Genomic DNA, 22,561 nt, shown 5'->3' on the forward strand with positions numbered 1-22,561 from the left:
GCCGATTCGCGCGATTAACCAGCAAGTAACGGATGGCATCGGCAGATCTGCCGATGCCATTTTTGCTACCGCGCCCCCAGCACGTTCCAGATCAGAACGAGGGCCGCGACGAGCAGCACGGACATGATGATGCGATGAACGAATCGATTCATTGCAGGTCCAGCTCCACTCCGTAGCGACCAAAATCCAGAACCGATTTTCCGGCGCACCCGCATCGGCGGATGCCCGACACGCGCGTTTTGCCTGCAGAATTGAGCATTTGGCTGCGGATGCCATCGCACGCGGCGGGGCGCCGCACGCGTCTATTCATGAATGGTAAGAATTTCATGCTACCGACGCGAGCAATAACAACCATTTCGTAGAGGCCGCGATGAAGCTGCTCAGCCACCTGAAGATCCGCACCAAGCTCGCGAGCATGGTCTGCCTCGCAGCGCTCACGGTGACGGCCATCATCGGCGTATCGGCTGTCCTCAGCAAGAGCCGCATGATGGAGGACCGCGTCCAGCAGATGCGGACCGCGGTGGAACTCCTCTACAATTATGCGCAGTCGCTGCAGGAAGATGTCACGAACGGCAAGCTGACGCTGGATGACGCCAAGGCCCGTTTCCACGAGCGCGGCCGGCGCATGAGCTTCAACGGCGGCCAGGGCTATCCGGTCGTCTACAATCCCGACACCTCGCTGTTCGTGAACGGCGCCAACAAGCAGCTCGAAGGCAAGATCACCGGCGCCGTCGATTCCAACGGCATCATGATCGCCGACGCGATCATGAACGTCGCGGCCCAGAATCCCCAGGGTGGCGTCGCCTCCTATCTGTATCCCCGTCCCGGCCAGACCGAGCCCGTCCGCAAGACCGTGTTCGCGCGCAAGTTCGCGCCATGGAACGCGACCATCAGCTACGGCCTCTATGTCGACGACATCGACGCCGACGTGCGCGCCCTGACGCTGGAGCTGGCCGCGATCGGCGTCGGCCTGATGCTGCTGATGGCGACGCTGTCCTGGCTGATCGCCCGCGACGTGCTCGGCGCGCTCGACCGCCAGAAGAACCGGATGCAGGCAATTTCCGAAGGCGCCATCGACAAGCCGGTCGAGGAGACCGATCGCGGCGACGAGATCGGCCGCATGGCCGAGACCCTCGAAGTGCTCAGGCAGACCGCGCTGACGGCCCGCACGCTCGAGTCCGAACAGGTCGCCGCCAAGACCCGCAGCGAGCAGGAGAAGCGCGACGCCCTGATCTCGCTCGCCGACCGCTTCGATGCCTCGGTCGGTCAGCTCGTCGGCCTGATGGCGTCCGGCTCCGGCGAGCTCGAGACCACCGCCAAGTCGATGTCATCCACGGCCGAAGGCACCAACCGCCGTGCCGCCGTGGTCGGTTCGGCCGCCACCGAAGCCAGTCAGCGCGTTCAGACCGTGGCCGCAGCTGCCGAGGAGCTCTCCTCTTCCATCACCGAGATCAGCCGCCAGGTCGCGCAGTCCGCGGAAGTTACGGGGCGCGCCGTAGACAGCGCCCGCCGCACCGACACCATCGTCCGCGCGCTCTCGGACGGCGCCCAGCAGATCGAGCATGTCGCCGAGCTGATCTCCAGCATCGCGGCGCAGACCAATCTGCTCGCCCTCAACGCCACCATCGAGGCGGCGCGTGCGGGCGAAGCCGGCCGCGGCTTTGCCGTCGTCGCCTCCGAGGTGAAGTCGCTGGCCAGCCAGACCGCGGAAGCCACGCGTGAGATCGGCGACAAGATCGCCCAGATCCAGGGCGCGACCAAGGAGGCCGTCGACGCCATCGGCGGCATCACCGCCACCATCGAGGAGGTCAGCCGCATCGCCACCTCGATCGGCGCTGCCATCGAGGAGCAAGGCGCCGCCACCGCCGAGATCGCCCGCAGCGTCTCCCAGACCGCGGAGGCGACCAAGGAGGTCACCACCAATATCGGCGGCGTCTCCACCGCCGCCAACGAAACCGGCAATGCCGCCGGCATGGTGCTCGCCGCAGCCTCCAACCTCTCCAAGCAGGCCGAACAGCTCTCCGGCGAAGTCGGGACGTTCCTCGCAGGCGTGCGCGCGGCGTAGTCGCGCGACATCTGTGGCTCGAACACGACGATGCATCGACGAATCGATGCATCGCTTGAGCCGGCGCGCGGCGGCGTAAACACGATCACGATCCATATCTTTTTTGGACACGTCGCCGCAGGCGTTGGCTGCTCGTCTGCATATGCGTGTCCACGGCTGCGCGGATTGCGACACGCCTGAACGCGCCATCTCCTGCATTCAGGAATGGTAAGTACTTCCTGATACGGCTGCGCGAGAACAAGCATTCTACAACCGTTCTCGAGGCCGTCATGACGCTGCTCAGCCATCTGAAGATCCGCACCAAGCTCACAAGCATGGTCTGCCTTGCTGCGCTCACGGTCACCGCGCTCATCGTTGCGTCGGCCTATCTCAGCAAGACCCGCATGCTCGACGATCGCGCACGGCAGATGCAGACAGCAGTCGATCTGCTGCACGGCTTCGCGCAATCGCTCCAGGACGATGTCACGAACGGCAAGATGACGCTCGCCGATGCGCAGGCGCAGTTCAAGCTACGCGGCCGGCAGATGAAGTTTGGCGGCGGCCAGGGCTATCCCGTCGTCTACACCGCCGACTCGACCGTCATGATGAACGGCGGCGCGCCTCAGCTCGAGGGCAAGAACAACGGCATCAAGGATGCCAATGGCATCGTGATCGGCGATGCCACCGTCAACACCGCCAGGCAGGCCCCTGAGGGCGCCATTCTGTCCTATCTCTTCCCGCGTCCGGGCGAGACCGTTCCGGTTCGCAAGCTGGTGTTCGCGCGTTACTTTGCCCCCTGGAACGTCGCGATTGCCTACGGCCTCTATGTCGACGACATCGACGCCGACGTGCGCGCCCTGACGCTGGAGCTGGCCGCGATCGGCGTCGGCCTGATGCTGCTGATGGCGACGCTGTCCTGGCTGATCGCTCGCGACGTGCTCGGCGCGCTCGACCGCCAGAAGAACCGCATGCAGGCAATTTCCGAAGGCGCCATCGACAAGCCCGTGGAGGAGACCGATCGCGGCGACGAGATCGGCCGCATGGCCGAGACCCTCGAAGTGCTCAGGCAGACCGCGCTCACGGCGCGTAACCTCGAGTCCGAACAGGTCGCCGCCAAGACCCGCAGCGAGCAGGAGAAGCGCGACGCCCTGATCTCGCTCGCCGACCGCTTCGATGCCTCGGTCGGTCAGCTCGTCGGCCTGATGGCGTCCGGCTCCGGCGAGCTCGAGACCACCGCCAAGTCGATGTCATCCACGGCCGAAGGCACCAACCGCCGTGCCGCCGTGGTCGGGTCGGCCGCCACCGAAGCCAGCCAGCGCGTTCAGACCGTGGCCGCTGCCGCCGAGGAGCTCTCCTCCTCCATCACCGAAATCAGCCGCCAGGTCGCGCAGTCCGCCGAAGTTACAGGGCGCGCCGTAGACAGCGCCCGCCGCACCGACACCATCGTCCGCGCGCTCTCGGACGGCGCCCAGCAGATCGAGCACGTCGCCGAGCTGATCTCCAGCATCGCGGCGCAGACCAATCTGCTCGCCCTCAACGCCACCATCGAGGCGGCGCGTGCGGGCGAAGCCGGCCGCGGCTTTGCCGTCGTCGCCTCCGAGGTGAAATCGCTGGCGAGCCAGACCGCGGAAGCCACGCGTGAGATCGGCGACAAGATCGCCCAGATCCAGGGCGCGACCAAGGAGGCCGTCGATGCCATCGGCGGCATCACCGCCACCATCGAGGAGGTCAGCCGCATCGCCACCTCGATCGGCGCTGCCATCGAGGAGCAAGGCGCCGCCACCGCCGAGATCGCCCGCAGCGTCTCCCAGACCGCGGAGGCGACCAAGGAGGTCACCACCAATATCGGCGGCGTCAGCACGGCGGCGAACGAAACCGGCAACGCCGCCGGCATGGTGCTCGCCGCGGCCAGCAACCTCTCCAAGCAGGCCGAGCAGCTCTCCGGCGAAGTCGGAACGTTCCTCGCCGGCGTGCGCGCGGCGTAAGTCCGGGCGCCACCATCCCTACACGCGTCATGGCCGGGCTTGTCCCGGCCATCCACGTTCTCGGCGCTGGCGAAAGGAAAGTGCGGGGATGCCTGGGACAAGCCCGGGTATGACGACCTCGGCTACCGCCGCGCGAGGCTGCAGCCGCTCGACAGCTGGCGCGTCGATCCGGTCGAGCCGTCGTTCGACTGCGACGGGAATTCCTCGAACGGCGAGTTCTGCTTGCCGGTGTTGAACTCGAAGATCTTGCGGAACAGGCCCGGCGCCATCGCCGAGATCGGGTTGACGCGCATCACCGGCGCGGCCGGCGTGCCGACGACCTCGTAGGTCACGCCGATCAGGCCCTCGTTGTTGCCGCCGCCGAGGAAGATGCCGAACAGCGGAATCTGGCCGAAGATGTTGTTGACGCCGTACATCGGCACGAAGGTGCCGCTCATGCAGACCTGGTTGCCGGGATAGTCGATCGAGCCCTCGATGGTGGCGCCGATCATCGGTCCCTTGACGACGCCGTCGCGGATCGTGAGCGCACCGTTCTGGCGGGTGAACTCGGCGCGCAGCGCGCTGAAGGAGACGCCGTTGCCGGTGCCGTTGGGCGCGCCCGCGGCGACGCGCTCGAGCTGCGCCTCGCCCTTGACGGTGAAGTCGCGCACGTTGATCAGGCCTTCGCGCGCGGTGTTCGGCTCCGACGTCGGCGGCTCCATCGCCACCACCATCTGGCCGCCGACCGCCTTGGTGTAAGTGTCCGTGAAGCGCAGCAGCGCGCCGGCATCGTTGGTCTGGAGGTAGATCACCTCGCGGTTGCCCTGGGCACGGCCGCCGCGCAGATCAGCCGCAACCGGCGTGTCGCGGCCGATCTTGCCGCTCAGCGTGAAAGCCTTGATGGCGCCGCTGCGCTTCGACATCTTGGCATCGACGCTGCGCATTGCTTCGCCGTTGAAGCCAGCGACCGCGCCGAGCTTCACGTCGATGTCAAAATCGACGTTCTTGAGCTTGCTCTTGGCATCGTCCTTGGAATTGCCTGAGATCGCCGACTTCAGGAAGCCGCGGCCGTCGAACACATCGCCGCGCATGCTGCCGCGCACCACGCCGTCCTGGCTGCGCTCGACCTTCAAAGACGCCTTGTCGCCGTCCGACGGCGCGTAGGTCGGGAAGTTCGCGTTCACGAGGTCGCCGTTCGGATCGACCTCGAGCGAGCCCTTGATCGACGCGCCGCCGCCCTCGATGACGATGTCCTCGAAACGGGTCGACTGCGCGGTCGGCACCACCTTGAAGCTGGCCTTGCCGGACTTGCCCGGCAGCTTGACCCAGCCCGGCAGGATATTGTCGAGCTTGACCGAGGTCAGGTCGGCCTCGACGCCGAGCTTGGTGGTCTGGTCCGGACCGCCGGCGATCTTGCCGGACAGCTTGATCGGCAGCGAGCCGCTGACGGCGGGGCTGAGATCGAAGCCGAGACGGGCGCGGCTCGCATCGTCGAGCGTCGCCTGCAAGCGGACATCCGCATCGCCCTCGGCCGGCTTGCGGTAGTCGAGCGAAGCCGCCTGCCCGTTGATCTTGACGTCGCCCTTGACCTGGTAGCCCTGGTTGTTGGCGGCGATCTTGAGATTGTTGGCCTCCAGCTTCTGGTTCATCACCAGCTTTTCGGCGGAGAAGCCGTTGAGATCGGCGCTGACAGCGTAGGTGGTGTCGGCCTTGGTCAACTCGCCCTTGACCGGCATGCCGAGCTGGATGTTCGCCGAGAACGTGCCCTTGGCGGTGTTGGGATCGACGACGGTCGCCGACAGATCGCTGAGCCGATCATTGGCGAGCATTTCGGCAGCCGCCGGCACGGGACCGTCGACGCGGAACCGCGTGCGCGAGGGCGACGGCTTGGGTGCCATGTCGGGCACCTCGAAGGTGAAATCGGAGATCGTGACCTTGCGGCCGGCGGGCGTGTCGGCAACGCCCTGCGCGATATTCACGGTCGCGGTACGCCCGGTCACGCGCGCCTTCAGATCGGCATCGTGCACGACGGGCATGCCGTCGACGGGCCGCACCGCGACGCCGCTCGCGACGATGTTGACAGAGAGGCCGTCGTCGGGGATCGGCGGCCCCTTGCGCGGAAGGTTCTTCGTCGGCGAATTGACGCCGATCTCGATGCGCTGGAGCGTGCCGCGCTCGATCCGCTCGATCACCCACTCACGCAATTCAGGGACGATCAGCGTCGGCCACATCCGCTTCAGCGCGGACGCCGACATCGGCGTTCCCGCAAAGCCGAGCGTGAGCCGCGGCTCGCCCGAATAGTCGATCGCGCCGGTGCCGGCGACGCCGATCTCGCCGTTGGAGACGTCGGCCTGCGTCAGCAGCATCCGCTTGTGGTCGGTGTCGAAGCGGAAGCCGATCGCGATGCGGTTGAAGACGAGCGGCGGCTCGTTGTCGATGCCGCCGAGCAGGATCGATCCGCCGCTGAAGCCGAGCTGCCAGTCGTTGATGGTGCCGTTGGGCGGCTCGACATGGGCCAGCAGCGTCACGCGGTTGGCGCCGGAGAGGATTTTGAACGGGGCGACCAGCACCCGCCGGTTGGCGTCCCACTCGACATTGATCTCGGCGGAATCGATCGCCATCGGATAATCAGGCGTATCGGTGTCGATGATGTTGCCCGCGCCGATCGTGATCTTGCCGCGGAAGAAGGTCGGCACGCCGTCGCGGCCGAGCTCGCCCTTCAGCTCGCCCGTCAATGGCAGGTCGGCGGTATAGGTGAGATCCTTGACGCGCAGCGCCAGCAGGATGTTGGAGGTCGAAACCTTGTCGGCCTTGATGTCGACCGAGCGCACGCCGTTCTCGGCGGGGCCGATCGTGGCGCGCAGCATCCACGGCTTCGCCCCCTCCTCGCCGAGGCTGAGCGCGACGCCCCCGTGGCTCGGCCGGCGCAGGCTAAGCGTAATGTTCTCAAACGTCCATTTGCTGCCGCGCTGCTGATCGTCGACGATCAGGTTGCCGTTCTTCAGACCGATCTCGTTGAGGTTCTGGCCGTCGAGGCCGGTCATGCTCAGACTGTCGAGCCAGTCGAGACCCTGGAGGATACCGCTCTGCGCGGTCGCCTGAGGCGCGGCCTGGGAGGCGGCTTGCGACGGGTCCTGGCCCGCGGGCGCAGTGGCGAAAGGCGGCGGCGGGACGCCATTGCGCGGGAATGTCGGCGGCAGGCCGGCATCCTTCTTGGAAGCAACGCCCGTTGCCAGCGGCTTTGCGGTGTCGCCGGCGGAGACCGTGACGGTCCCGTCGGGCGCGATGCGGATGGCGAGCTCGGCGTCGACGAGGTTGAGGCTTTCCGCACGCAGATGCCCCATCAGCAGGCCCGCGCCCGACAGCCTCACCTCCGCCTTCGGCGCGCTGGCGACGATGGCGTGGTCGCGGTCGCGCACGATGATGTCGCGGATGCGCACGGCGATACGGACCCGCCCGGCCCGCTCGATCTGGGTGCCGCCGACCTCCACGGTGTTGCCGTGGCCGATATTGTCCTCGATGGCGGCCGCCAGCCAGGGCGTGGCGATGTCGAGATTGATGGGCCCCGCGCCCAGCCGCCACCACAGCGCGCCGAAGCAGCCGACGAAGATGACGATGAGGGCACCGACCACCAGGGCCAGCCGCTTCAGCCAGCGGCCCCCGCCGAACCATCGGCGCACCGACCCGAAGCCGTCACCAAAGCGATGGAAGCCCGAATGGGAACGCGACAGCAGCCGGCGCGCCCGATGGCCCGCCGCCGCTTCCTGCTCCGGATCCCAGTCGGCGTCCTCCCATTGCTGCGGCTCGTCCTGGCCGCGCTGCCGATCGAAATCCCGGTTGTAGTCCTGGGGCGACGTATTCCTTGCCATTGCCTCTCGATACAGGCGCCCATCGTGGGGTTGAGCGCCGCCGGGACCGCAGCCGTCGACAGGGATCGAAGCGCCCCGCCCCGGCATTGCCGCCATACCTCGAATATTCCTGCTGTTCGTCATTTCGCCCCGGGAGCGCGTTCAACGAGCAGTGGGGTGGTGCGTGGAATTCCTTGTAACCATACTCCGGCGTCGTCAGACTTGCCCAGCCGAGGGCACGATTCCGGCACACCGGACGAGAGCTGCAATACCGCTTCGGTTGACAGGCCGAAAGCGTCGAAAGGAAGGCGTATGTCCAAGAAATCCCGAAAGAAATCGACCAAAACGCCCTCCGGCATCGCAACCGCTAAAAAGAAGACCCCGAAAACCCGGGCAACGACTCAAACAAGGGCTGCGAAAACACAGCGGACGCCGTCCGGCAAATCAACCGGGAGCATAGCAAAGCCAGCATCGCATGGGGCCGCGTCGAAACAGTTAAATTCCTCCAAATCGAAGCCTGCGGCGAAGCCGGCGCTGACGGAAGGTCAGAAAGCCCCCGCCTTCCGCCTGCCCCGCGACGGCGGCGGCGTCGCCACGCTGGCGGACTATGCCGGCCGGAAGCTCGTCCTGTTCTTCTACCCCCGCGCCGACACCCCCGGCTGCACCCGGGAGGCCATCGACTTCACCCGTCTTGCCGGCGCCTTCACGGCTGCCGGCACGGCCGTGGTCGGCATTTCCGCGGATCCGTTAAAGGCCCAGGAGAAGTTTCGCGACAAGCATAGCCTCGGCGTCCCGCTGATCTCCGACGAGAAGCACGAGATGCTCGAAGCATATGGCGCCTGGGGCGAAAAATCCATGTACGGCAAGAGCTTCCTCGGGATTCTTCGTACCACGGTACTGGTCGGAGGCGACGGCAAGGTGGCCAAGGTCTGGCGCAATGTCCGGGTCGACGGCCATGCCGATCAGGTGCTGGAAGCCGCAAGAAGTCTTTAACCAGCCCGTTAAGTTCTAGCGGTTCCGTTTCCGGAAAATTAACCATGACGGGCCCAGATTGCCGCGGCAATTAGGCCGCAAGGAACCCATCCGACCGGCGCCGGGAGTGCCGATGTCGAAAAGTTCTGCCCAATACACGCAGTACCCGCAGCATCACCCCCACGACCACGGACGGGCTTACCAACGGCGTCCCCTTGCCGTCGCAGCGGCCGCTGCGATTCCGCTTCCCGATGCCGACGACGCCTATACCATCGCCCATCACGGCAAGCAGGTTCGTCTCGGACCGGTCGTGTTCTGGATCGTGGTCGGCACCGTCGTGCTGCTCGGCCTGTGGTCGGCCGCGACCGCCACTTATTTCGCCTTCCGCGACGACGTCCTGACCCGGCTGATCGCCCGCCAGGCCGAGATGCAATACGCCTATGAGGACCGCATCGCGGAGTTGCGCGCCAGGGTCGACCGGACCACGAGCCGCCAGCTGCTCGACCAGGAGCAGTTCGACCAGAAGCTCGACCAGATCATGAAGCGCCAGACGGCGCTGGAGTCCCGGGCAACGGCGCTTGGCGCCATGCCTGACGTGACGGGATCGATCCCGCGGACGGCGCCGCAACGCGGCGATGCCAATCAGGGCGCGACGCAGGGCACGCCCAAGCCGTCGCCGATCAGCGACACCGTGATCTTCGTGGCGCCGCCGGATCGCGAGGCGCGGCTCGAGTCGCGCGCGCCGGCCATGCTGGCCGCTCCGACCCAGTTCGCCAAGAACCAGGGTTTCGACAACGTCCTGGTCCGACTCACCACCTCGCTCGACCAGGTCGAGCGCCGCCAGATCGCGGCGCTGAGCGCCGTCGAAGACGGCATGGATTCACGGATGCGCCGCATGCGCGGCGTCGTCAGCGATCTCGGCCTCAATCTCGCCAGTCTCGAAGCCGCCGTGCCGCGCAGCGCGATGGGCGGACCGTTCGTTCCGGTCAAGCTGACCGCCAATGCCGGGCCGTTCGAGAAACAGCTCAACCGCATCAACACGACCCGCGCCGAACTGGATCGGCTCAATCGCACGCTGGCGCTGGTGCCCTATCGCAAGCCCGTTATCGGCGAGGTCGAGTTCACCTCCGGTTTCGGCGTGCGCAGCGATCCGTTCCTCGGCCGGCCCGCGATGCACACCGGCCTCGACTTCCGCGCCGCTACCGGCGATCCCGTCCGCGTCACCGCCTACGGCAAGGTGGTCTCGGCCGGCTGGTCCGGCGGCTACGGCCGCATGATCGAGGTCGATCACGGCAACGGGCTTTCGACGCGCTACGGCCATCTCTCCGAGATCAGCGTCAAGGTCGGCGAGATCGTGAAGATCGGCCAGGTCGTCGGTCTCGTCGGCTCGACCGGCCGCTCGACCGGTCCGCATCTGCACTACGAAACCCGCATCGACGGCGAAGCGGTCGACCCCCAGAAGTTCTTGCGCGCCGGCGTCCGCCTCAGCGCGGGCTAAGCCCAAGCTCTAGCCAAATCCAAGCCAAACTCTTTCAGAGCGCGCGGACCGGTTCAGCGCCGGCCGCCCATCCCGCCTCCGGGACCGCCAAAGCCTCCGCCACCCATTCCGCCGCCGGGCCCCATCGGTCCGCCGGGCGAGCCCATGCCGCCGGGGCCCGACGGACCGCTCGGTCCGGTCGGCCCAGAGCCTGGGTTTGCACCGGGGCTCGATCCAGGCGCGGGCGTGCCGCCCGGGCCGGGCTGACCGCTGCCGGGATTCGGCGCGCCGCTGTTCGGATGCAGGATCGAGCCACCGCCCGACCGGTTGGGACCGCCGGTGCCACCGGGCGACTGTTTCGGCGCGCCCGGGAATTGACTGACCGCCTGCGCCGAATCCACCTGCAGGCCGCGCGAGCGATCGAACACGCCGTTGACGACCATGCGCGCTTCGCCCGCAGCGGGCCCGAAGCGTGAGCCGTCGCGTGCGAGGAGACCCGAGCCGAGCTGGAGGTTCGCGCCCGACCGCTGCACATAGGCCTCGATCGACAGCCGGCTCGCGCCGACGAGATCCGAGAAATCATCGATCCGCGTGCGCGCGGCCTGCATCGCGCCCAGGCTCGCACTGCCCTCGACCTGGACGCGCTGGCCGACCAGTAACGGATCGACGCCGTTCAGCCTGAGCCCGCCGATATGCAGACCCTCGGGACCGCGCTCGACAAGACCCGTCACGCGCGCGGCTGTATCACGGCGCGGCTCGACCAGGCTTGCAACGATGACGCCGTCGGTGCGGCGCAGGCCGTAGACGGCGACCTGCGTGCCCGCGCGAAGCTTGCTCTCCTTGTCGCCGGCGACGATCTTCTGACCGAGCACCGTCAACTCGTTGCCCTTCACCTGCTCGATCGGCCCTGCGACCTCGCTCGCGATCGCGATGTTGCGCGTGACCAGCGTGCCGTCGGCCTGCCGGGTCGCGACCACGCGCGCGAGCTGACCGATGCGCAAGCTGCCGGTGCCGGCCGGCTCGCCGTCGATCCGGACCGGAACATCGCTGGCATAGGTCACGCGCTCGCCGTTGACGTAGATGCTGCCGAAGCGCTGGATCACGCCGACGATGCCGGTGCCGCCGATGCCATGGTCATCTCCGCGCGTGATTCCGGTGCCGCCGATGCCCTGGTCGGTGCCGCGCTTGACCTGCGCGCGGGCCATCGCCGTGCCGGCGAGCCAGAACCCCATCAACAGCAGACGGCGGGAGATCAGCGGCGGGCGGCTCATGAACCACCCTCTTTGCCGGTTTCCTTGCCGGCGTCCTTCGTCTCGCCCTCTTGATCGGCGTCCTCGCTGTAGATGTAGATGCCGAAATTCCAGCGGGCGTCACCGCCCTTGTCCTTGGCGAGCGCGCGGTTGGCCTCGCGGTTGGCGGTCTTCAGCGCGTCCATGGCAAGCTCACGCGAGCGCGCCTCGAGGCGCCGCGCCAGCTTGGGCGAGATGTTGTTGTAGTGCACTGCGCGTTCGAGGAAGCGCGGCCCGTCCGTGACGTTATGCGCAGCGGCGGCGATGTGGTCGTGCAAATTGCGGCCGAGATAATGCCATTTGCTGTCGTCCTCGCCTGACGGAACGAAAGCGGCCTCGACCAGCTCGATCTCGTCTTTCTCGTTGATGGTGACGAGCTTGCGATCGACCCACTCGTCGAGCACGGCGCGCGGGCGCACGTCCTTGGTGACGGAGGCGACGAGCTGCTCGAATGACGGCGCATCGCCTTCGGCCGTGCGCGGCAGCGCGAGCGGCTCGCCCTTGGCGTCGGTGAATTCGGGGGCGGCGAGCCAGCGCGCGATCACGGCACTGGTCAGGGACACCGCGGCGGGGGCCTCGTGCACGGGCGCGCCAGCGCCGCGCAGCCGCGCCACCTCCTTGCGATGGATGCCGGTGAGCAGGCTGACGCGGCTGTCGGTCTGCTCCTTCCCTTCCAGCGCGAAATCATGCTCGGCGACGTTGACGAAGAGTTCGCGAAGCAATTGCGCCAGTGCCGGAAACGTCATGCCGCTGCGGATGCACAGCCGCACGAGCGGGCGCAGCAGCCGCGCCAGCGGCGCGTGCAGCTTCGCGGCGGCATTCGGCTGTGGTGCCGCTGCTTTGGGCCCGGACTTCGCATTCATGTCTGAATTGTACCAATGCCCCACGTGGGACACAATCCCACATTTTCCCGTTTTGCGATTGACGTGGTAAATTTTCCCACATATACGAAACGCCACTGAGGGGCGCGACGTAAAGGGAATCACACCCATGGCTGACCGCTTGGTCCGCATTTCCAGTTCACTGCGTGCTGTGCCGGCTCCCGATTGGAGGCACGGCACGATCGAGCCGATGCTGCCCGCGCTGCTGCGCGGCGTGATCTTCATCTCGGTGCTGGCCGCACCGTTCGTCGCAGCACTTCTCGCAGGCTGACCGCGACCATGCATCACACCCAAGAGACTTCACCCGAAACGCTCGAAGCCCCGCGCCGCCCGTCGGTGCTGCACATCTTCAAGATCTACTATCCCGACCTGTTCGGCGGCACGCTGACGGTGATCCGCGACATCTGCGCGAGCCTGAAGGACGCGTTCGCCTCCGCTGTGCTGGTCTGTTCGCAGTCGGCTGAGCGGCGCGAGATCGTCGTCAACGACGTGCCGGTCGAACGCGTCCGCTCGTTCGGCAATATCATGTCGCTGCCAGCCGCTCCGACCTATCCCTGGCGTCTGTGGCGCAAGATCGCGGCGCACGATCTGCTCGCGCTCCACGCCCCCTTCCCGCTCGCCGACCTCGTCTTCGCCTTTGGCTTCGGCGCCAGGCAGCCGCTGGTGGTGCATTGGCACGCCGACATCGTCACCCATGCCGGGCTGCGCTGGTTCATCCAGCCGTTGATGCGGCGGACGCTGCGCCGGGCCAAGGCGATCATCGTCTCTGACCACGTCTTGATCGACAAGACGCCGTTGCTGCGCGAATTCGCAGACAAGTGCCACGTCGTGCCGTTCGGCATCGACACTTCGGGCTACGACTGGCCGACGATCGAGCCGCACCACGTCAACGATCGCGGCCGCCTCGTGCTCGCCTGCGGCCGGCTGGTACCTTACAAGGGTTACGACGTGCTGATCCGCGCCGCGGCCGGGCACAATTTCGAGGTCTGGATCATCGGCGAGGGCGTCGAGCGGCCGCGCCTCGAGCAGTTGATCCGGGAACTCGGCCTCGGCGACCGCGTGCGCCTGCTCGGCTCGGTCAACGATTGCGAGCGTATCAAGCTGATGTGCCTGTCCGACGTCTTCGTGATGCCGTCGGTGACCAATGCCGAGACCTTCGGCCTCGCCCAGCTCGAGGCCATGGCGGCCGGCCGCCCGGTCGTGAACACCGCGCTCGACACCGCGGTACCGCGCGTCGCCCGCCACGGCGTGGAAGCGATCACCGTGCCGCCGGGCGATGCCGAGAAGCTCGGCGAGGCCATCGACACCCTGATCCGCGATCCCGAGCGGCGCCGCCGCATGGGACTGGCGGCGCGCACGCGCGCCCTGTCCCGCTATTCAGCCACGGCCTTCAAGCAAGGCATGGAAACCGTCTACCGCGACGCCGTCGCCGCATCCAACGCGGAGCGACCGGCGACCGCAGAACCGCCGCGAGCCACCGGCTGGCTGGACACGGTGCGGATCGCGGCGGCACTGGCCTGGTCCGACATGCGGCACCGCTATGTCCGCTCGCTGCTCGGTCCGTTCTGGATGTCGCTGCAGATGGCGATCGTGGTCCTGGTTCTGGGCTCGGTGATCGGGCAGATGTCGAACACCGGCATGCTGGCGCGCCTGCCGATGCTGGCGCTGTCGATGACGGCCTGGACCTTCCTCAACGGCGTGGTGCTGGACGCGACCACGGCGCTGCAGAACTCGGCGAGCCTGATCCGCGACCGGGCACTGCCGCCGGTGATCTTCCTCCTGCAATGCACCTTCCGTCAGGCGCTGTTCGCACTCCATAACGCCTGCGTGCCGCTGCTGCTGTGGCTCGCGTTCTCGCCGCACGACCTCTCCCATGGGCTGGCGGCGCTGCCCGGCCTGCTGCTGTTCGTAGCCTGCACCTTCGCCCTCAGCCTCGTCCTCGGCGCCATGGCGACGCGCTATCGCGATCTCAAGCCGATCATCGAATCCACCTTGATGCTCGCCTTCCTCGCCTCGCCCATCATCTGGTCGTCCGACATCATCAACCACCGCTCGACGGTGATGCGCATCAATCCGCTGACGCATCTGTTCGCGGTGTGGCGCGAGCCGCTGGCGGGCGGCCATGTCGATCCCGCCAGCATCGTCTACGTCCTCGTCGTGCTGACGCTCCTGGTGCTCGCGAGCGTGCTGACGCTGGTCCACCTGCGCAAAGCGGCATTCTGGATCTGACGCATGGTCTCGGTCAGCCTTCGCAACGTCTGTCTCGACTACCCGCTCTATGGCGCCTACGACTTCTCCCTGAAGCGGCGGCTGCTCGGGCATCTCATCCGCGAACCCGGCGAGATGCGGATCATCCGCGCCGTCGACGATGTCACGATCGAGGCGGAAGCCGGCGCCCGCATCGGGCTCGCCGGCCCCAACGGCTCCGGCAAGTCGACGCTGCTCCGGCTGATCGCCGGCGTGTATCCGCCGAGCCGCGGCAGCGTTGCGCTTAAGGGCAGCGTCGTGCCTCTGCTCGGTCTCAACGCCGGCGTCAACCTGGATTTCGTGGCGGAGGACAACATCGCGCTGCTGCTGCGGATCAGCGGACACAAGCCGGGCCGCACCGTGATCGACGAGATCTGGGCCTTCACCGAGCTCGAGGAGCGCATGCGGCGGCTGCCGCTGCGGATGTTCTCCTCGGGAATGCTGATGCGGGTGCTGTTTGCGACCGCCACCGCCTTTCCCGCCGACATCCTCCTGCTCGACGAATGGCTCAGCGTGGTCGACGAGCATTTTGCGGAGAAGGCGCAAGAGCGGCTGCTGAACATGGTGTCGCAGGCGGCGATCGTGATCATCGCCTCGCACGACCAGCCGCTGCTCCGCCGCACCTGCACCAGCATCATCAATCTCGATCACGGCCGCATCGCCTCGACCGTTACGGTCGAGCCGCCCGCCACGCACGCCAATGAGCTTCGCGAGAAACGCGCATGAAACAGAACATCCTCGTCGTGTCCGAGTCGCTCGGACAGCCCAACCACAAGCGCGGCATCTTCCATTTCACCCGGGAACTGGTCCGCTCGCTCGCCTCGGAGGGTCACGAGCTCACGCTGCTCGTCGAGACCTCCAAACGCTACCGCAAGCTTTGCCGGCGCGAGCGGCGCACAAAGCTGTTCACGGCACAGGCGCGCAACATCGAGCTGCTGGCGCTTTATCGCTTCCTCGACGAGATCAACGTCAGCGGGCCGGTGACGCTCAGCGGCGCGCGCGGCAAATTCGACTGGCTCCGTCACAGGGCCGGCACGTTGCTGTCGCGGGACAACATGCTCTGCCTCCTGCGCGCCATCGGCCTGCGGGGCCTGAATGTGCGGCTGATCGAGAACCGGCCCACAGCCCTCGAATATATCCCGCCGGATCTGAGCCATCTCGAGCTGTTCAGCGATTTTCAGCTCGAATCCGGCTTCTTCAACTACCAGGACTCCTCGGCCTTCTTCCTGCTGCCGCCGCCGCGGATCGACGCGCGCGACTACGACGTCATCGTCGTGGACACCCCAACCCGGGTGGCGATCAAGCGCAGGCCCGACGCCAAGGTGATCTGCGTCGTCCACGATCTGCTGCCGCTCACCGATCTCAAGCTCAGCGACATCGCCACACGCCAATTCCTGGCGCGCATCCGTACCAGCCTGCGTCAGGCCGACGAGCTCGCCTTCGTTTCAAGCTACAGCATGATGCGGTTCAGGGAACTGTTGCCGCAATTTGCGCATCTACCGGCGCGGGTCGTGTATCCCCGCACCCGGTTCGACGCCCCGGATGTCCTGCACCTCCCAGCCCCGTCGGGGCGTCCGGGGCGGCCGAGCTTTGTCGTCATCGTCTCCAATGAGCCACGCAAGAACGTCGCCGCCGTCATCCGCGCCTTCCGCAGCGTGCCGCAGGCCGATCTCGTCGTGATCGGCTATGCCGGCGAGACCAGCCGGATGCGCAACCTCCCGCAAAACGTCCGCTTCGCCGGCTATGTCGACGAGCACGAGAAGGCCGCGTTGATCGCCGAGGCGCACGGCCTGATCATGCCGAGCCTTGCCGAGGGGTTTGGCGTGCCGATCATCGAGGCGCTGGCCGCGAACACGCCGGTGCTGTGCTCGGACATTGCGGTCTTCCGCGAGGTCGCGGGCGAACTTGCCGACTATTTCGACCCGTTCTCGACGGACTCGATCGCTGCCTCCGTCACCCGCGTGCTGACGCGGCAGGAGGAGTGGCGCGGCAAGATCCGCGCGCGGCGCCACGAGCTTGCGGCGCGTTTCGGCTATGAGACCCAGGCCCGCGATTTCCTCGGGCGCGAGGTGCCCAGGGAGCGGCTGGTCGCGGCGCGCTAGGCGTCTGCGCATGACCGCCGAATCCGCGTTGTGGTCCGGTCCGGCCGCACCTAGCGACATGCACGGCCGCTGGCCTTCGCTGGGTCGGTCGCGTGCGCTGATCCGGACCGCGGATGTGCTCGTGGTTCTGATTGCGGCGTCGCTGCCCTGGTCCACCACGGCGCCATCGATCTTCGTCGGCCTCTGGCTGCTCGCGGTGACGCCGACCATCGACTGGCGCGACTATGCACGCGAGCTCACGCGGCCGGCGTTCGTCTTGCCCTTCGCGCTCCTGCTGCTCGCGCTTGTGGGCACGTTGTGGTCGGAGGGGGCTTGGCCGGACCGGCTGCATGCGATCAAGCCGGTGGCAAAGCTCGTGCTGATCCCGCCGCTGCTTCACCATTTCAGCCGATCCGAGCGCGGCCATTGGGTCGGCCTTGTCTTCCTCGTCTCCTGTGCACTGCTCGCGGTCTTCTCCTGGACCGTGCTGTTCAATCCGGACTGGAAGATCACCGCGACGGCTTCATCAGGCGTCCCCGTCAAGAACTACATCGACCAGAGCCAGGAGTTCACGCTCTGCGCCTTTGCGCTGACGCTGCCGGCGATGACCTTCTGGCGCGACCGTCGTACGGTCGCGGCGGCCATCTGTCTGGCATTGATCCTGCTGTTCGTCACCAACATGGTGTTCGTCGCCGCGGCCCGCACCGCCCTGCTCTGCATGGCCGTGCTGCTGGTCTTGTTTGCCTGGAAACATCTAAGCCGCCGGGCGGCGCTGGTCCTGCTTGCGGGTGCGGTCGCCGCGAGTGCGCTGGCCTGGACGGCGTCGCCCTATCTGCGCCAGCGCATCGCCGACATCGCTGTCGAATACCGCCACGGGCACGAAGACATCAGCCGCGCCTCGACCGCCCAGCGGCTGACCTATTGGCGCAAGGCGCTCCGCGCCATCGCCGAGGCGCCGCTGATCGGCCATGGTACCGGCGCGATCAAGCGCCAGTTCGAGCGCGCCGCCACCGGCGAAAGCAGCCTCGCTGCGGAGATCGTCAGCAATCCGCACAACCAGACCCTCAACGTCGCGATGCAATGGGGCCTTTGGGGCGTCGTCCTGCTCTACGCCATGTGGATCGCGCAGCTTCGCCTGTTCCTCGGCGACGGTCTTGTGGCCTGGATCGGCCTCGTCGTTGTCGTGCAGAACATCGCGAGCTCATTGCTGAACTCGCATCTGTTCGATTTCCACGAGGGCTGGATGTATGTGCTCGGCGTCGGCGTCGCCGGCGGCATGGTCCTGAAGGCCCGCGCCCGCGGCTAGGCTCCGGCTATTGGCTGCGTTCGTGGCCGACCTCGCCGGTGATGACGTCGCCGAACAGCTCCCAGGCCTGCCCGTTGAAGCGCATCAATTGCATCTGCTCGATCGGGAAGTAGTCGTCGGCCGAGGTGTTGACCATGATGCCCGGCAGCATCAGGTCCGTGTGGAAGTTCTTGAGGTTGGCGGCCTGCTTCATGACGTTCTCGCGCGTGAGATTGTCGCCGCACTGCTTCAGCACCTGGGCCATCGCCTCGGCCTGCACATAGCCGTAGATGTTGTTGGCATTGGCCTTGTCGCCGTCAGGATAATACTTGTCCATGAACGCGCGCCATTTGATCACGGCCGGGTCCTTGTCCCAGGTCGGATCGGTCGGGTCCTTCAGATAGACGGTGGAGATGATGTCCTTGGAATAGTCGAGCCCGGCGGGCTTGAGCACCGAGGCAACCGATGTGGCGGTGTTGGCCAGGAAGAACTTCGGCTTCCAGCCGAGCTCGCCCACTTTGCGGATCGCCTGCGCCGAGCCTTTCGGGGCAGCCCATGAGAAAAAGATATCCGCCCCGGAATCGTGCAGCGCAACGATCTGCGAGTCGATCGAGGGATCGCTCACCTCATAGGACTTGTCGGCGATGATCATGCTCGCCTTGTCGCCGAGCCCGTCCTTCAGGCCCTTGAACTGGTCCTTGCCGGCGTCGTCGTTCTGCCAGAACACCGCGATCTTGCCGTTCGGAAAATTGTCGCGGATGTATTTTGCGTAGATGCGACCTTCGCTCTGGTAGTTCGGCTGGAAGCCCATGGTCCACGGAAAATTCTTGGGGTCGCCGAACTTGGTGCCGCCGGAGGCGACGAAGAGCTGCGGTACCTTCTTCGCATTCATGTATTTCATGATCGCGGAGTTCGAGGGCGTGCCGAGCGACTGGAAGATCAGCAGCACCTCGTCGCTCTCGACCAGCTTGCGCGCCTGCTCGATCGCCTTCGGCGGCGAATAGGCATCGTCATAGCTGATGAAGTCGATCTTGCGCCCGTTGATGCCGCCCTGCTCGTTGATCATCCTGAAGAACGCGGCCTCGGTCTTGCCGATCACCCCATAGGACGACGCCGGCCCGCTATAGGGCATGATGTTGCCGATCTTGATGTCGGTATCGGAGGCGCCGGGGTCGTATTTCTTCTGCGCCGAGGCCGGTGTCGTGGCGAGCACTACGGCAGCAAGCAGAACGAGGGCAGCGAGATTCTTGCGACGACCCGGCATCGGTCTCTCCCCTATTTTGTAGTCTTGTTTTGTGGAGAGTGTCGCAAGGAGACTCGTCGCTGGCAAGCGCTTCGATTTTCCGCAGCGTGAAACGATGCTGCGGAACCTATTCGACGCGGCGCAGCAAGCCGAGCGCACGCCCGTCGATCACCAGCAGCGCACTGCCGATCACGATCGCGCCCGCGATCTCGCGCAGCGAAACCGGCTCGCCCAGCACCAGCCAGCCCAGCAGGATCGCGGTGACGGGAATGAGCAGCGTCACCAGCATGACATTGCTCGCGCCCGAGCGCCGGATGATCTGGAAGAACACGATGTAGGCGAGCGCCGTAGACAGGGTGGCCAGGCCGAGCACCGCGAGCCACGTCATGGCGCCGGGCATCGGACCACGCCACGGCTGCTCCGCGACGCCGGCGACCACCGCCATCATCACCGTCGATGCCATCAGCTGAAACGTCGCCGTTCCGAGCGGCGAAGCGTCCTTCAGCAGCCGCCGCGCCGCGAGCGCCGCAAAGCCGTAACTGAGGGCGCCGCCCAGGCAAAGCAGGATGCCGAGCCCCTGCCCCGGCCGCGTCTCGATGCCCCATCCGCGCAGGACGACCACGCCGGCGCCACCCAGAACCACCCCGGCCAGGCGTCGCGTCTGCAAGGCTTCTTCACCCACTGCTGCCATCACCATCACCGTGAACAGCGGCGTGGTCGCATTCAGGATCGACGCCAGCCCACTCGGAATAAAAGTCTGGCCAATCACGATCAGCGAGAACGGGATGACGTTGTTGAGCAGCCCGATCGCGAAGAACGGCGTCCACCCCGCGATGCCCTTCGGCAAACCTATCCCTTGCATGCGGAGCAGCGGCAGCAGCATGGCCGCGCCGAGCGCGACGCGCAAGAACACCAGCGTCAGCGGCGGCAATTCCCGCAAGGCCGCGCCATTGAAGAAGAACGAGCCGCCCCACAGCACCGAGAGCACAGCGAGCAGCGACCAGCCTCGCGCGTCGATCCGGTTTTCATTCGGGGGCATAGCGTCTCATCTCGGCGGCCGAGCCTGTCGCCTAGGATACCTCGGTGACCAGCGCCACCCGATTTCCGATGAAGCTCGGTTTGCAGACCCAAAGTCCGGAGGCAGCGGAGCGAGCGAAGCTGCTCCATGTGATGTGACCGGCCTAGGACGGCTTCTTCGGCCGCGACACCAGCTCGATCATCCTGCCTTCATCGTCGTCGGGCATCGCGGCTTTCGCCTGCGCGTAGGACTCGACCGCGGCGCGCGACACCAGCGGCTTGTCGGCGAGCAGGCTCTCGGCGAGCTTCACGGCGTAGGCGGCATCCTTGTGCCGCAGCGCCGCGGTGAAGGTCGCGCCGGAAAAATCGCGGGCGACCATCCGCTTCGAATGCCGCTGCACCTGCGGGCTTGCGGCGACGCCCGCCTGGATCGACTCCAGCACCAGGTTCATGTCGAGCCCGGCTTGCTCGGCGATCGCGAGCCCTTCCGCGAGGCCGGCGATCTGGATCGCGCCCATCAGATTGTTGATGAGCTTGTAGACGGTGCCGGAGCCGACAGCGCCGAAATGACGGATGGTCGAGCCGATCGGTTCGAGGAACGGCCGGGCGCGCTCGAGATCGGCGCTATCTGCGCCGACCAGCAGCGTCAGCTTCCCGGCGGCTGCCGCATCCGGCAATCCCGTCACGGGACAGTCGATATATATCAGCCCGCGCGCGTTCAGCTCGCGGCCCATCTCGCGGGCGTGGTCATAGGAGACGGTGGAGCATTCGATCGCGATGGTGCCGGCTTTGGCCGTCTTGGCCGCGCCCTCCGGCCCGAGCCAGACCGCGCGCGAGGCATCGTCGTCGGCCACCATGGTCACGACCGCATCGGCATCGATCGCGGCGTCCTCGGGCGAGGTCGCCCACAGCGCGCCGCGCGCGATCAGGTCTTCCGCCTTGGCCTTGCTGCGATTCCACAGCGTCACCGTGAAGCCGGCATCGAGATAGCGGCCGGCCATGCCATGGCCCATCCGTCCAAGCCCGATGAAGGCGACGCGTGTCATGGCTAGTCCACGTCCTCGACGTCGCCTGCGGTGGTGCCGAAGGCGCGCTGCGCCAGGGTCGCGGCCATGAACTCGTCGAGCTCGCCATTGAGCACGCCCGACGTGTCGGAGGTCTGCACGCCCGTCCGCAGGTCCTTCACCATCTGGTAGGGCTGCAGCACGTAGGAGCGGATCTGGTGGCCCCAGCCGATATCGGTCTTGGCGGCCTGGTCGGCGGCAGCCTTCTCCTCGCGCTTCTTCAGCTCGATCTCGTAAAGGCGCGCGCGCAGCATGTCCCAGGCCTGCGCCCGGTTCTTGTGCTGAGAGCGACCGGCCTGGCAGACTACGGCAACGCCGGTCGGGATGTGGGTCAGGCGCACCGCGGATTCGGTCTTGTTAACGTGCTGGCCGCCGGCGCCGCCCGACCGCATCGTGTCGACGCGGACGTCGGATTCCTTGATGTCGATCTTGATGCTGTCGTCGATGACGGGGAACACCTGCACGCTCGAGAACGAGGTGTGCCGCCGCGCGTTGGAATCGAACGGCGAGATGCGGACGAGGCGGTGCACGCCCGCTTCGGTCTTCAGCCAGCCATAGGCGTTGTGCCCGGAAACCTGGATCGTCGCCGACTTGATGCCGGCTTCTTCGCCCTCGGACTCTTCGAGATACTCGACCTTGAAGCCGTGCGTTTCGGCCCAGCGCGTGTACATGCGCAAGAGCATCTGCGCCCAGTCCTGGCTCTCGGTGCCGCCGGCGCCGGCATGGACTTCGAGATAGGAATCGAAGCGGTCTGCTTCGCCCGAGAGCAACGCCTCGAGCTCGCGCCGCGCCACTTCCTTCTTCAGGTTCTTCAGCGCGGCTTCGGCTTCGGCCACGACACCGTCGTCGCCCTCGGCCTCGCCGAGCTCGATCATGCCGATATCGTCTTCGAGCTCCTGCTCGACCTTGCCGATGCCCGACAGCGAATCCTCAAGCGAGGTCCGCTCCTGCATCAGCTTCTGGGCCTTCTGGGGATCGTTCCAGAGATTGGGATCTTCTGCGAGCTTGTTCAGCTCGGCGAGGCGTGCCGTCGATTTCTCGACGTCAAAGATGCCTCCTCAGCAGCCCGACTGACTGCTTGATCTCTTCTACCAACCGTTCGATTTCGGCGCGCATGTCGTTCTCTGGTCTCGCGGAATTCCGCGTGCA

The 22,561-nt window shown here is 66.4% G+C and carries 17 protein-coding genes; 9 read left to right on the forward strand and 8 right to left on the reverse strand.

Annotation, left to right across the window (positions count from 1 at the left end; all coding sequences use genetic code 11):
* Window positions 1-148 precede the first annotated feature (148 nt).
* Window positions 149-388 (reverse strand): hypothetical protein, encoded by a 240-nt coding sequence (locus A7X65_RS41590; RefSeq protein WP_156527696.1) that lies wholly within the window; start codon window positions 386-388, stop codon window positions 149-151.
* On the opposite strand from A7X65_RS41590, the gene A7X65_RS08215 reads away from it, so the two are divergent.
* Complete coding sequence (locus A7X65_RS08215; protein WP_063683744.1) at window positions 371-2,065, forward strand: methyl-accepting chemotaxis protein; 1,695 nt, start codon at window positions 371-373, stop codon at window positions 2,063-2,065. The genes A7X65_RS41590 and A7X65_RS08215 overlap by 18 nt on opposite strands.
* 269 nt (window positions 2,066-2,334) lie before the next feature.
* Window positions 2,335-4,029, forward strand: a complete 1,695-nt coding sequence (locus A7X65_RS08220) for a methyl-accepting chemotaxis protein (RefSeq protein WP_063683745.1) — start codon at window positions 2,335-2,337, stop codon at window positions 4,027-4,029.
* Window positions 4,030-4,151: 122 nt separating this feature from the next.
* Here A7X65_RS08220 and A7X65_RS08225 read toward each other — a convergent pair whose 3' ends face one another.
* Complete coding sequence (locus A7X65_RS08225) at window positions 4,152-7,964, reverse strand: YhdP family protein (protein WP_063684870.1); 3,813 nt, start codon at window positions 7,962-7,964, stop codon at window positions 4,152-4,154.
* 204 nt (window positions 7,965-8,168) lie between these two features.
* Here A7X65_RS08225 and A7X65_RS08230 point away from each other — a divergent pair, with 204 nt between their 5' ends.
* The gene (locus A7X65_RS08230; protein WP_082884859.1) at window positions 8,169-8,849 is read left to right on the forward strand and encodes a peroxiredoxin; all 681 of its coding nucleotides are present in this window, start codon (window positions 8,169-8,171) and stop codon (window positions 8,847-8,849) included.
* Window positions 8,850-8,961: 112 nt separating this feature from the next.
* Entirely contained in the window at window positions 8,962-10,326 is a 1,365-nt protein-coding gene (locus A7X65_RS08235; RefSeq protein ID WP_208608602.1) for a M23 family metallopeptidase, read from the forward strand.
* A gap of 53 nt (window positions 10,327-10,379) precedes the next feature.
* Here the strand turns inward: A7X65_RS08235 and A7X65_RS08240 are convergent, their stop codons facing one another.
* On the reverse strand, window positions 10,380-11,576 hold the full coding sequence (locus tag A7X65_RS08240) for a DUF5666 domain-containing protein (RefSeq protein WP_063683747.1): 1,197 nt from the start codon (window positions 11,574-11,576) through the stop codon (window positions 10,380-10,382).
* The gene (locus A7X65_RS08245) at window positions 11,573-12,457 is read right to left on the reverse strand and encodes a DUF6502 family protein (protein WP_063683748.1); all 885 of its coding nucleotides are present in this window, start codon (window positions 12,455-12,457) and stop codon (window positions 11,573-11,575) included. Before A7X65_RS08245 ends, A7X65_RS08240 begins: the two co-directional genes overlap by 4 nt.
* Before the next feature lie 127 nt (window positions 12,458-12,584).
* Between A7X65_RS08245 and A7X65_RS42565 the strand changes: the two genes are divergently transcribed.
* The 5 genes from A7X65_RS42565 to A7X65_RS08265 are packed head-to-tail and all read left to right on the forward strand — an operon-like array spanning window position 12,585 to window position 18,109.
* Window positions 12,585-12,746: a hypothetical protein gene (locus A7X65_RS42565; protein WP_167358218.1), complete on the forward strand. Its 162-nt coding sequence runs from the start codon at window positions 12,585-12,587 to the stop codon at window positions 12,744-12,746.
* 8 nt (window positions 12,747-12,754) lie between these two features.
* Window positions 12,755-14,704 (forward strand): glycosyltransferase, encoded by a 1,950-nt coding sequence (locus A7X65_RS08250; RefSeq protein WP_063683749.1) that lies wholly within the window; start codon window positions 12,755-12,757, stop codon window positions 14,702-14,704.
* A gap of 3 nt (window positions 14,705-14,707) precedes the next feature.
* Window positions 14,708-15,448 carry an ABC transporter ATP-binding protein gene (locus tag A7X65_RS08255; RefSeq protein WP_063683750.1) on the forward strand — a complete coding sequence of 247 codons (741 nt, stop codon included), beginning with the start codon at window positions 14,708-14,710 and terminating at the stop codon, window positions 15,446-15,448.
* On the forward strand, window positions 15,445-16,824 hold the full coding sequence (locus A7X65_RS08260; protein ID WP_063683751.1) for a glycosyltransferase family 4 protein: 1,380 nt from the start codon (window positions 15,445-15,447) through the stop codon (window positions 16,822-16,824). The genes A7X65_RS08255 and A7X65_RS08260 overlap by 4 nt, the downstream gene beginning before the upstream one ends.
* Window positions 16,825-16,834: 10 nt before the next feature.
* A complete protein-coding gene (locus A7X65_RS08265; protein ID WP_063683752.1) occupies window positions 16,835-18,109 on the forward strand; it encodes an O-antigen ligase family protein in 1,275 nt (424 codons plus the stop codon).
* 7 nt (window positions 18,110-18,116) lie between these two features.
* Here the strand turns inward: A7X65_RS08265 and A7X65_RS08270 are convergent, their stop codons facing one another.
* From A7X65_RS08270 to prfB, 4 genes are all read right to left on the reverse strand, one after another.
* On the reverse strand, window positions 18,117-19,352 hold the full coding sequence (locus tag A7X65_RS08270) for an ABC transporter substrate-binding protein (protein ID WP_063683753.1): 1,236 nt from the start codon (window positions 19,350-19,352) through the stop codon (window positions 18,117-18,119).
* A gap of 106 nt (window positions 19,353-19,458) precedes the next feature.
* Window positions 19,459-20,370 (reverse strand): DMT family transporter, encoded by a 912-nt coding sequence (locus A7X65_RS08275; protein ID WP_063683754.1) that lies wholly within the window; start codon window positions 20,368-20,370, stop codon window positions 19,459-19,461.
* Window positions 20,371-20,512: 142 nt separating this feature from the next.
* On the reverse strand, window positions 20,513-21,394 hold the full coding sequence (locus A7X65_RS08280; RefSeq protein ID WP_063683755.1) for an NAD(P)-dependent oxidoreductase: 882 nt from the start codon (window positions 21,392-21,394) through the stop codon (window positions 20,513-20,515).
* A gap of 2 nt (window positions 21,395-21,396) precedes the next feature.
* Window positions 21,397-22,528, reverse strand: a protein-coding gene (prfB, locus tag A7X65_RS08285) for a peptide chain release factor 2 (RefSeq protein ID WP_152033387.1) whose coding sequence is annotated in 2 segments (ribosomal slippage) — window positions 21,397-22,458 and window positions 22,460-22,528 — 1,131 coding nt in all. Because the reading frame shifts where the segments join, the coding sequence is not laid out codon by codon here.
* Window positions 22,529-22,561: the final 33 nt, after the last annotated feature.

Origin of the sequence: Bradyrhizobium stylosanthis (genome assembly GCF_001641335.1) — a bacterium.
Taxonomy (GTDB): domain Bacteria; phylum Pseudomonadota; class Alphaproteobacteria; order Rhizobiales; family Xanthobacteraceae; genus Bradyrhizobium; species Bradyrhizobium stylosanthis.

Bases quoted from the DNA above. Each gene is read 5' to 3' on its own strand.
- A7X65_RS08215 (WP_063683744.1), top strand. From the start codon at position 371: ATGAAGCTGCTCAGCCACCTGAAGATCCGCACCAAGCTCGCGAGCATG.
- A7X65_RS08220 (WP_063683745.1), top strand. From the start codon at position 2,335: ATGACGCTGCTCAGCCATCTGAAGATCCGCACCAAGCTCACAAGCATG.
- A7X65_RS08225 (WP_063684870.1), bottom strand. From the start codon at position 7,964: ATGCCGGGGCGGGGCGCTTCGATCCCTGTCGACGGCTGCGGTCCCGGC.
- A7X65_RS08230 (WP_082884859.1), top strand. From the start codon at position 8,169: ATGTCCAAGAAATCCCGAAAGAAATCGACCAAAACGCCCTCCGGCATC.
- A7X65_RS08235 (WP_208608602.1), top strand. From the start codon at position 8,962: ATGTCGAAAAGTTCTGCCCAATACACGCAGTACCCGCAGCATCACCCC.
- A7X65_RS08240 (WP_063683747.1), bottom strand. From the start codon at position 11,576: ATGAGCCGCCCGCCGCTGATCTCCCGCCGTCTGCTGTTGATGGGGTTC.
- A7X65_RS08245 (WP_063683748.1), bottom strand. From the start codon at position 12,457: ATGAATGCGAAGTCCGGGCCCAAAGCAGCGGCACCACAGCCGAATGCC.
- A7X65_RS42565 (WP_167358218.1), top strand. From the start codon at position 12,585: ATGGCTGACCGCTTGGTCCGCATTTCCAGTTCACTGCGTGCTGTGCCG.
- A7X65_RS08250 (WP_063683749.1), top strand. From the start codon at position 12,755: ATGCATCACACCCAAGAGACTTCACCCGAAACGCTCGAAGCCCCGCGC.
- A7X65_RS08255 (WP_063683750.1), top strand. From the start codon at position 14,708: ATGGTCTCGGTCAGCCTTCGCAACGTCTGTCTCGACTACCCGCTCTAT.
- A7X65_RS08260 (WP_063683751.1), top strand. From the start codon at position 15,445: ATGAAACAGAACATCCTCGTCGTGTCCGAGTCGCTCGGACAGCCCAAC.
- A7X65_RS08265 (WP_063683752.1), top strand. From the start codon at position 16,835: ATGACCGCCGAATCCGCGTTGTGGTCCGGTCCGGCCGCACCTAGCGAC.
- A7X65_RS08270 (WP_063683753.1), bottom strand. From the start codon at position 19,352: ATGCCGGGTCGTCGCAAGAATCTCGCTGCCCTCGTTCTGCTTGCTGCC.
- A7X65_RS08275 (WP_063683754.1), bottom strand. From the start codon at position 20,370: ATGCCCCCGAATGAAAACCGGATCGACGCGCGAGGCTGGTCGCTGCTC.
- A7X65_RS08280 (WP_063683755.1), bottom strand. From the start codon at position 21,394: ATGACACGCGTCGCCTTCATCGGGCTTGGACGGATGGGCCATGGCATG.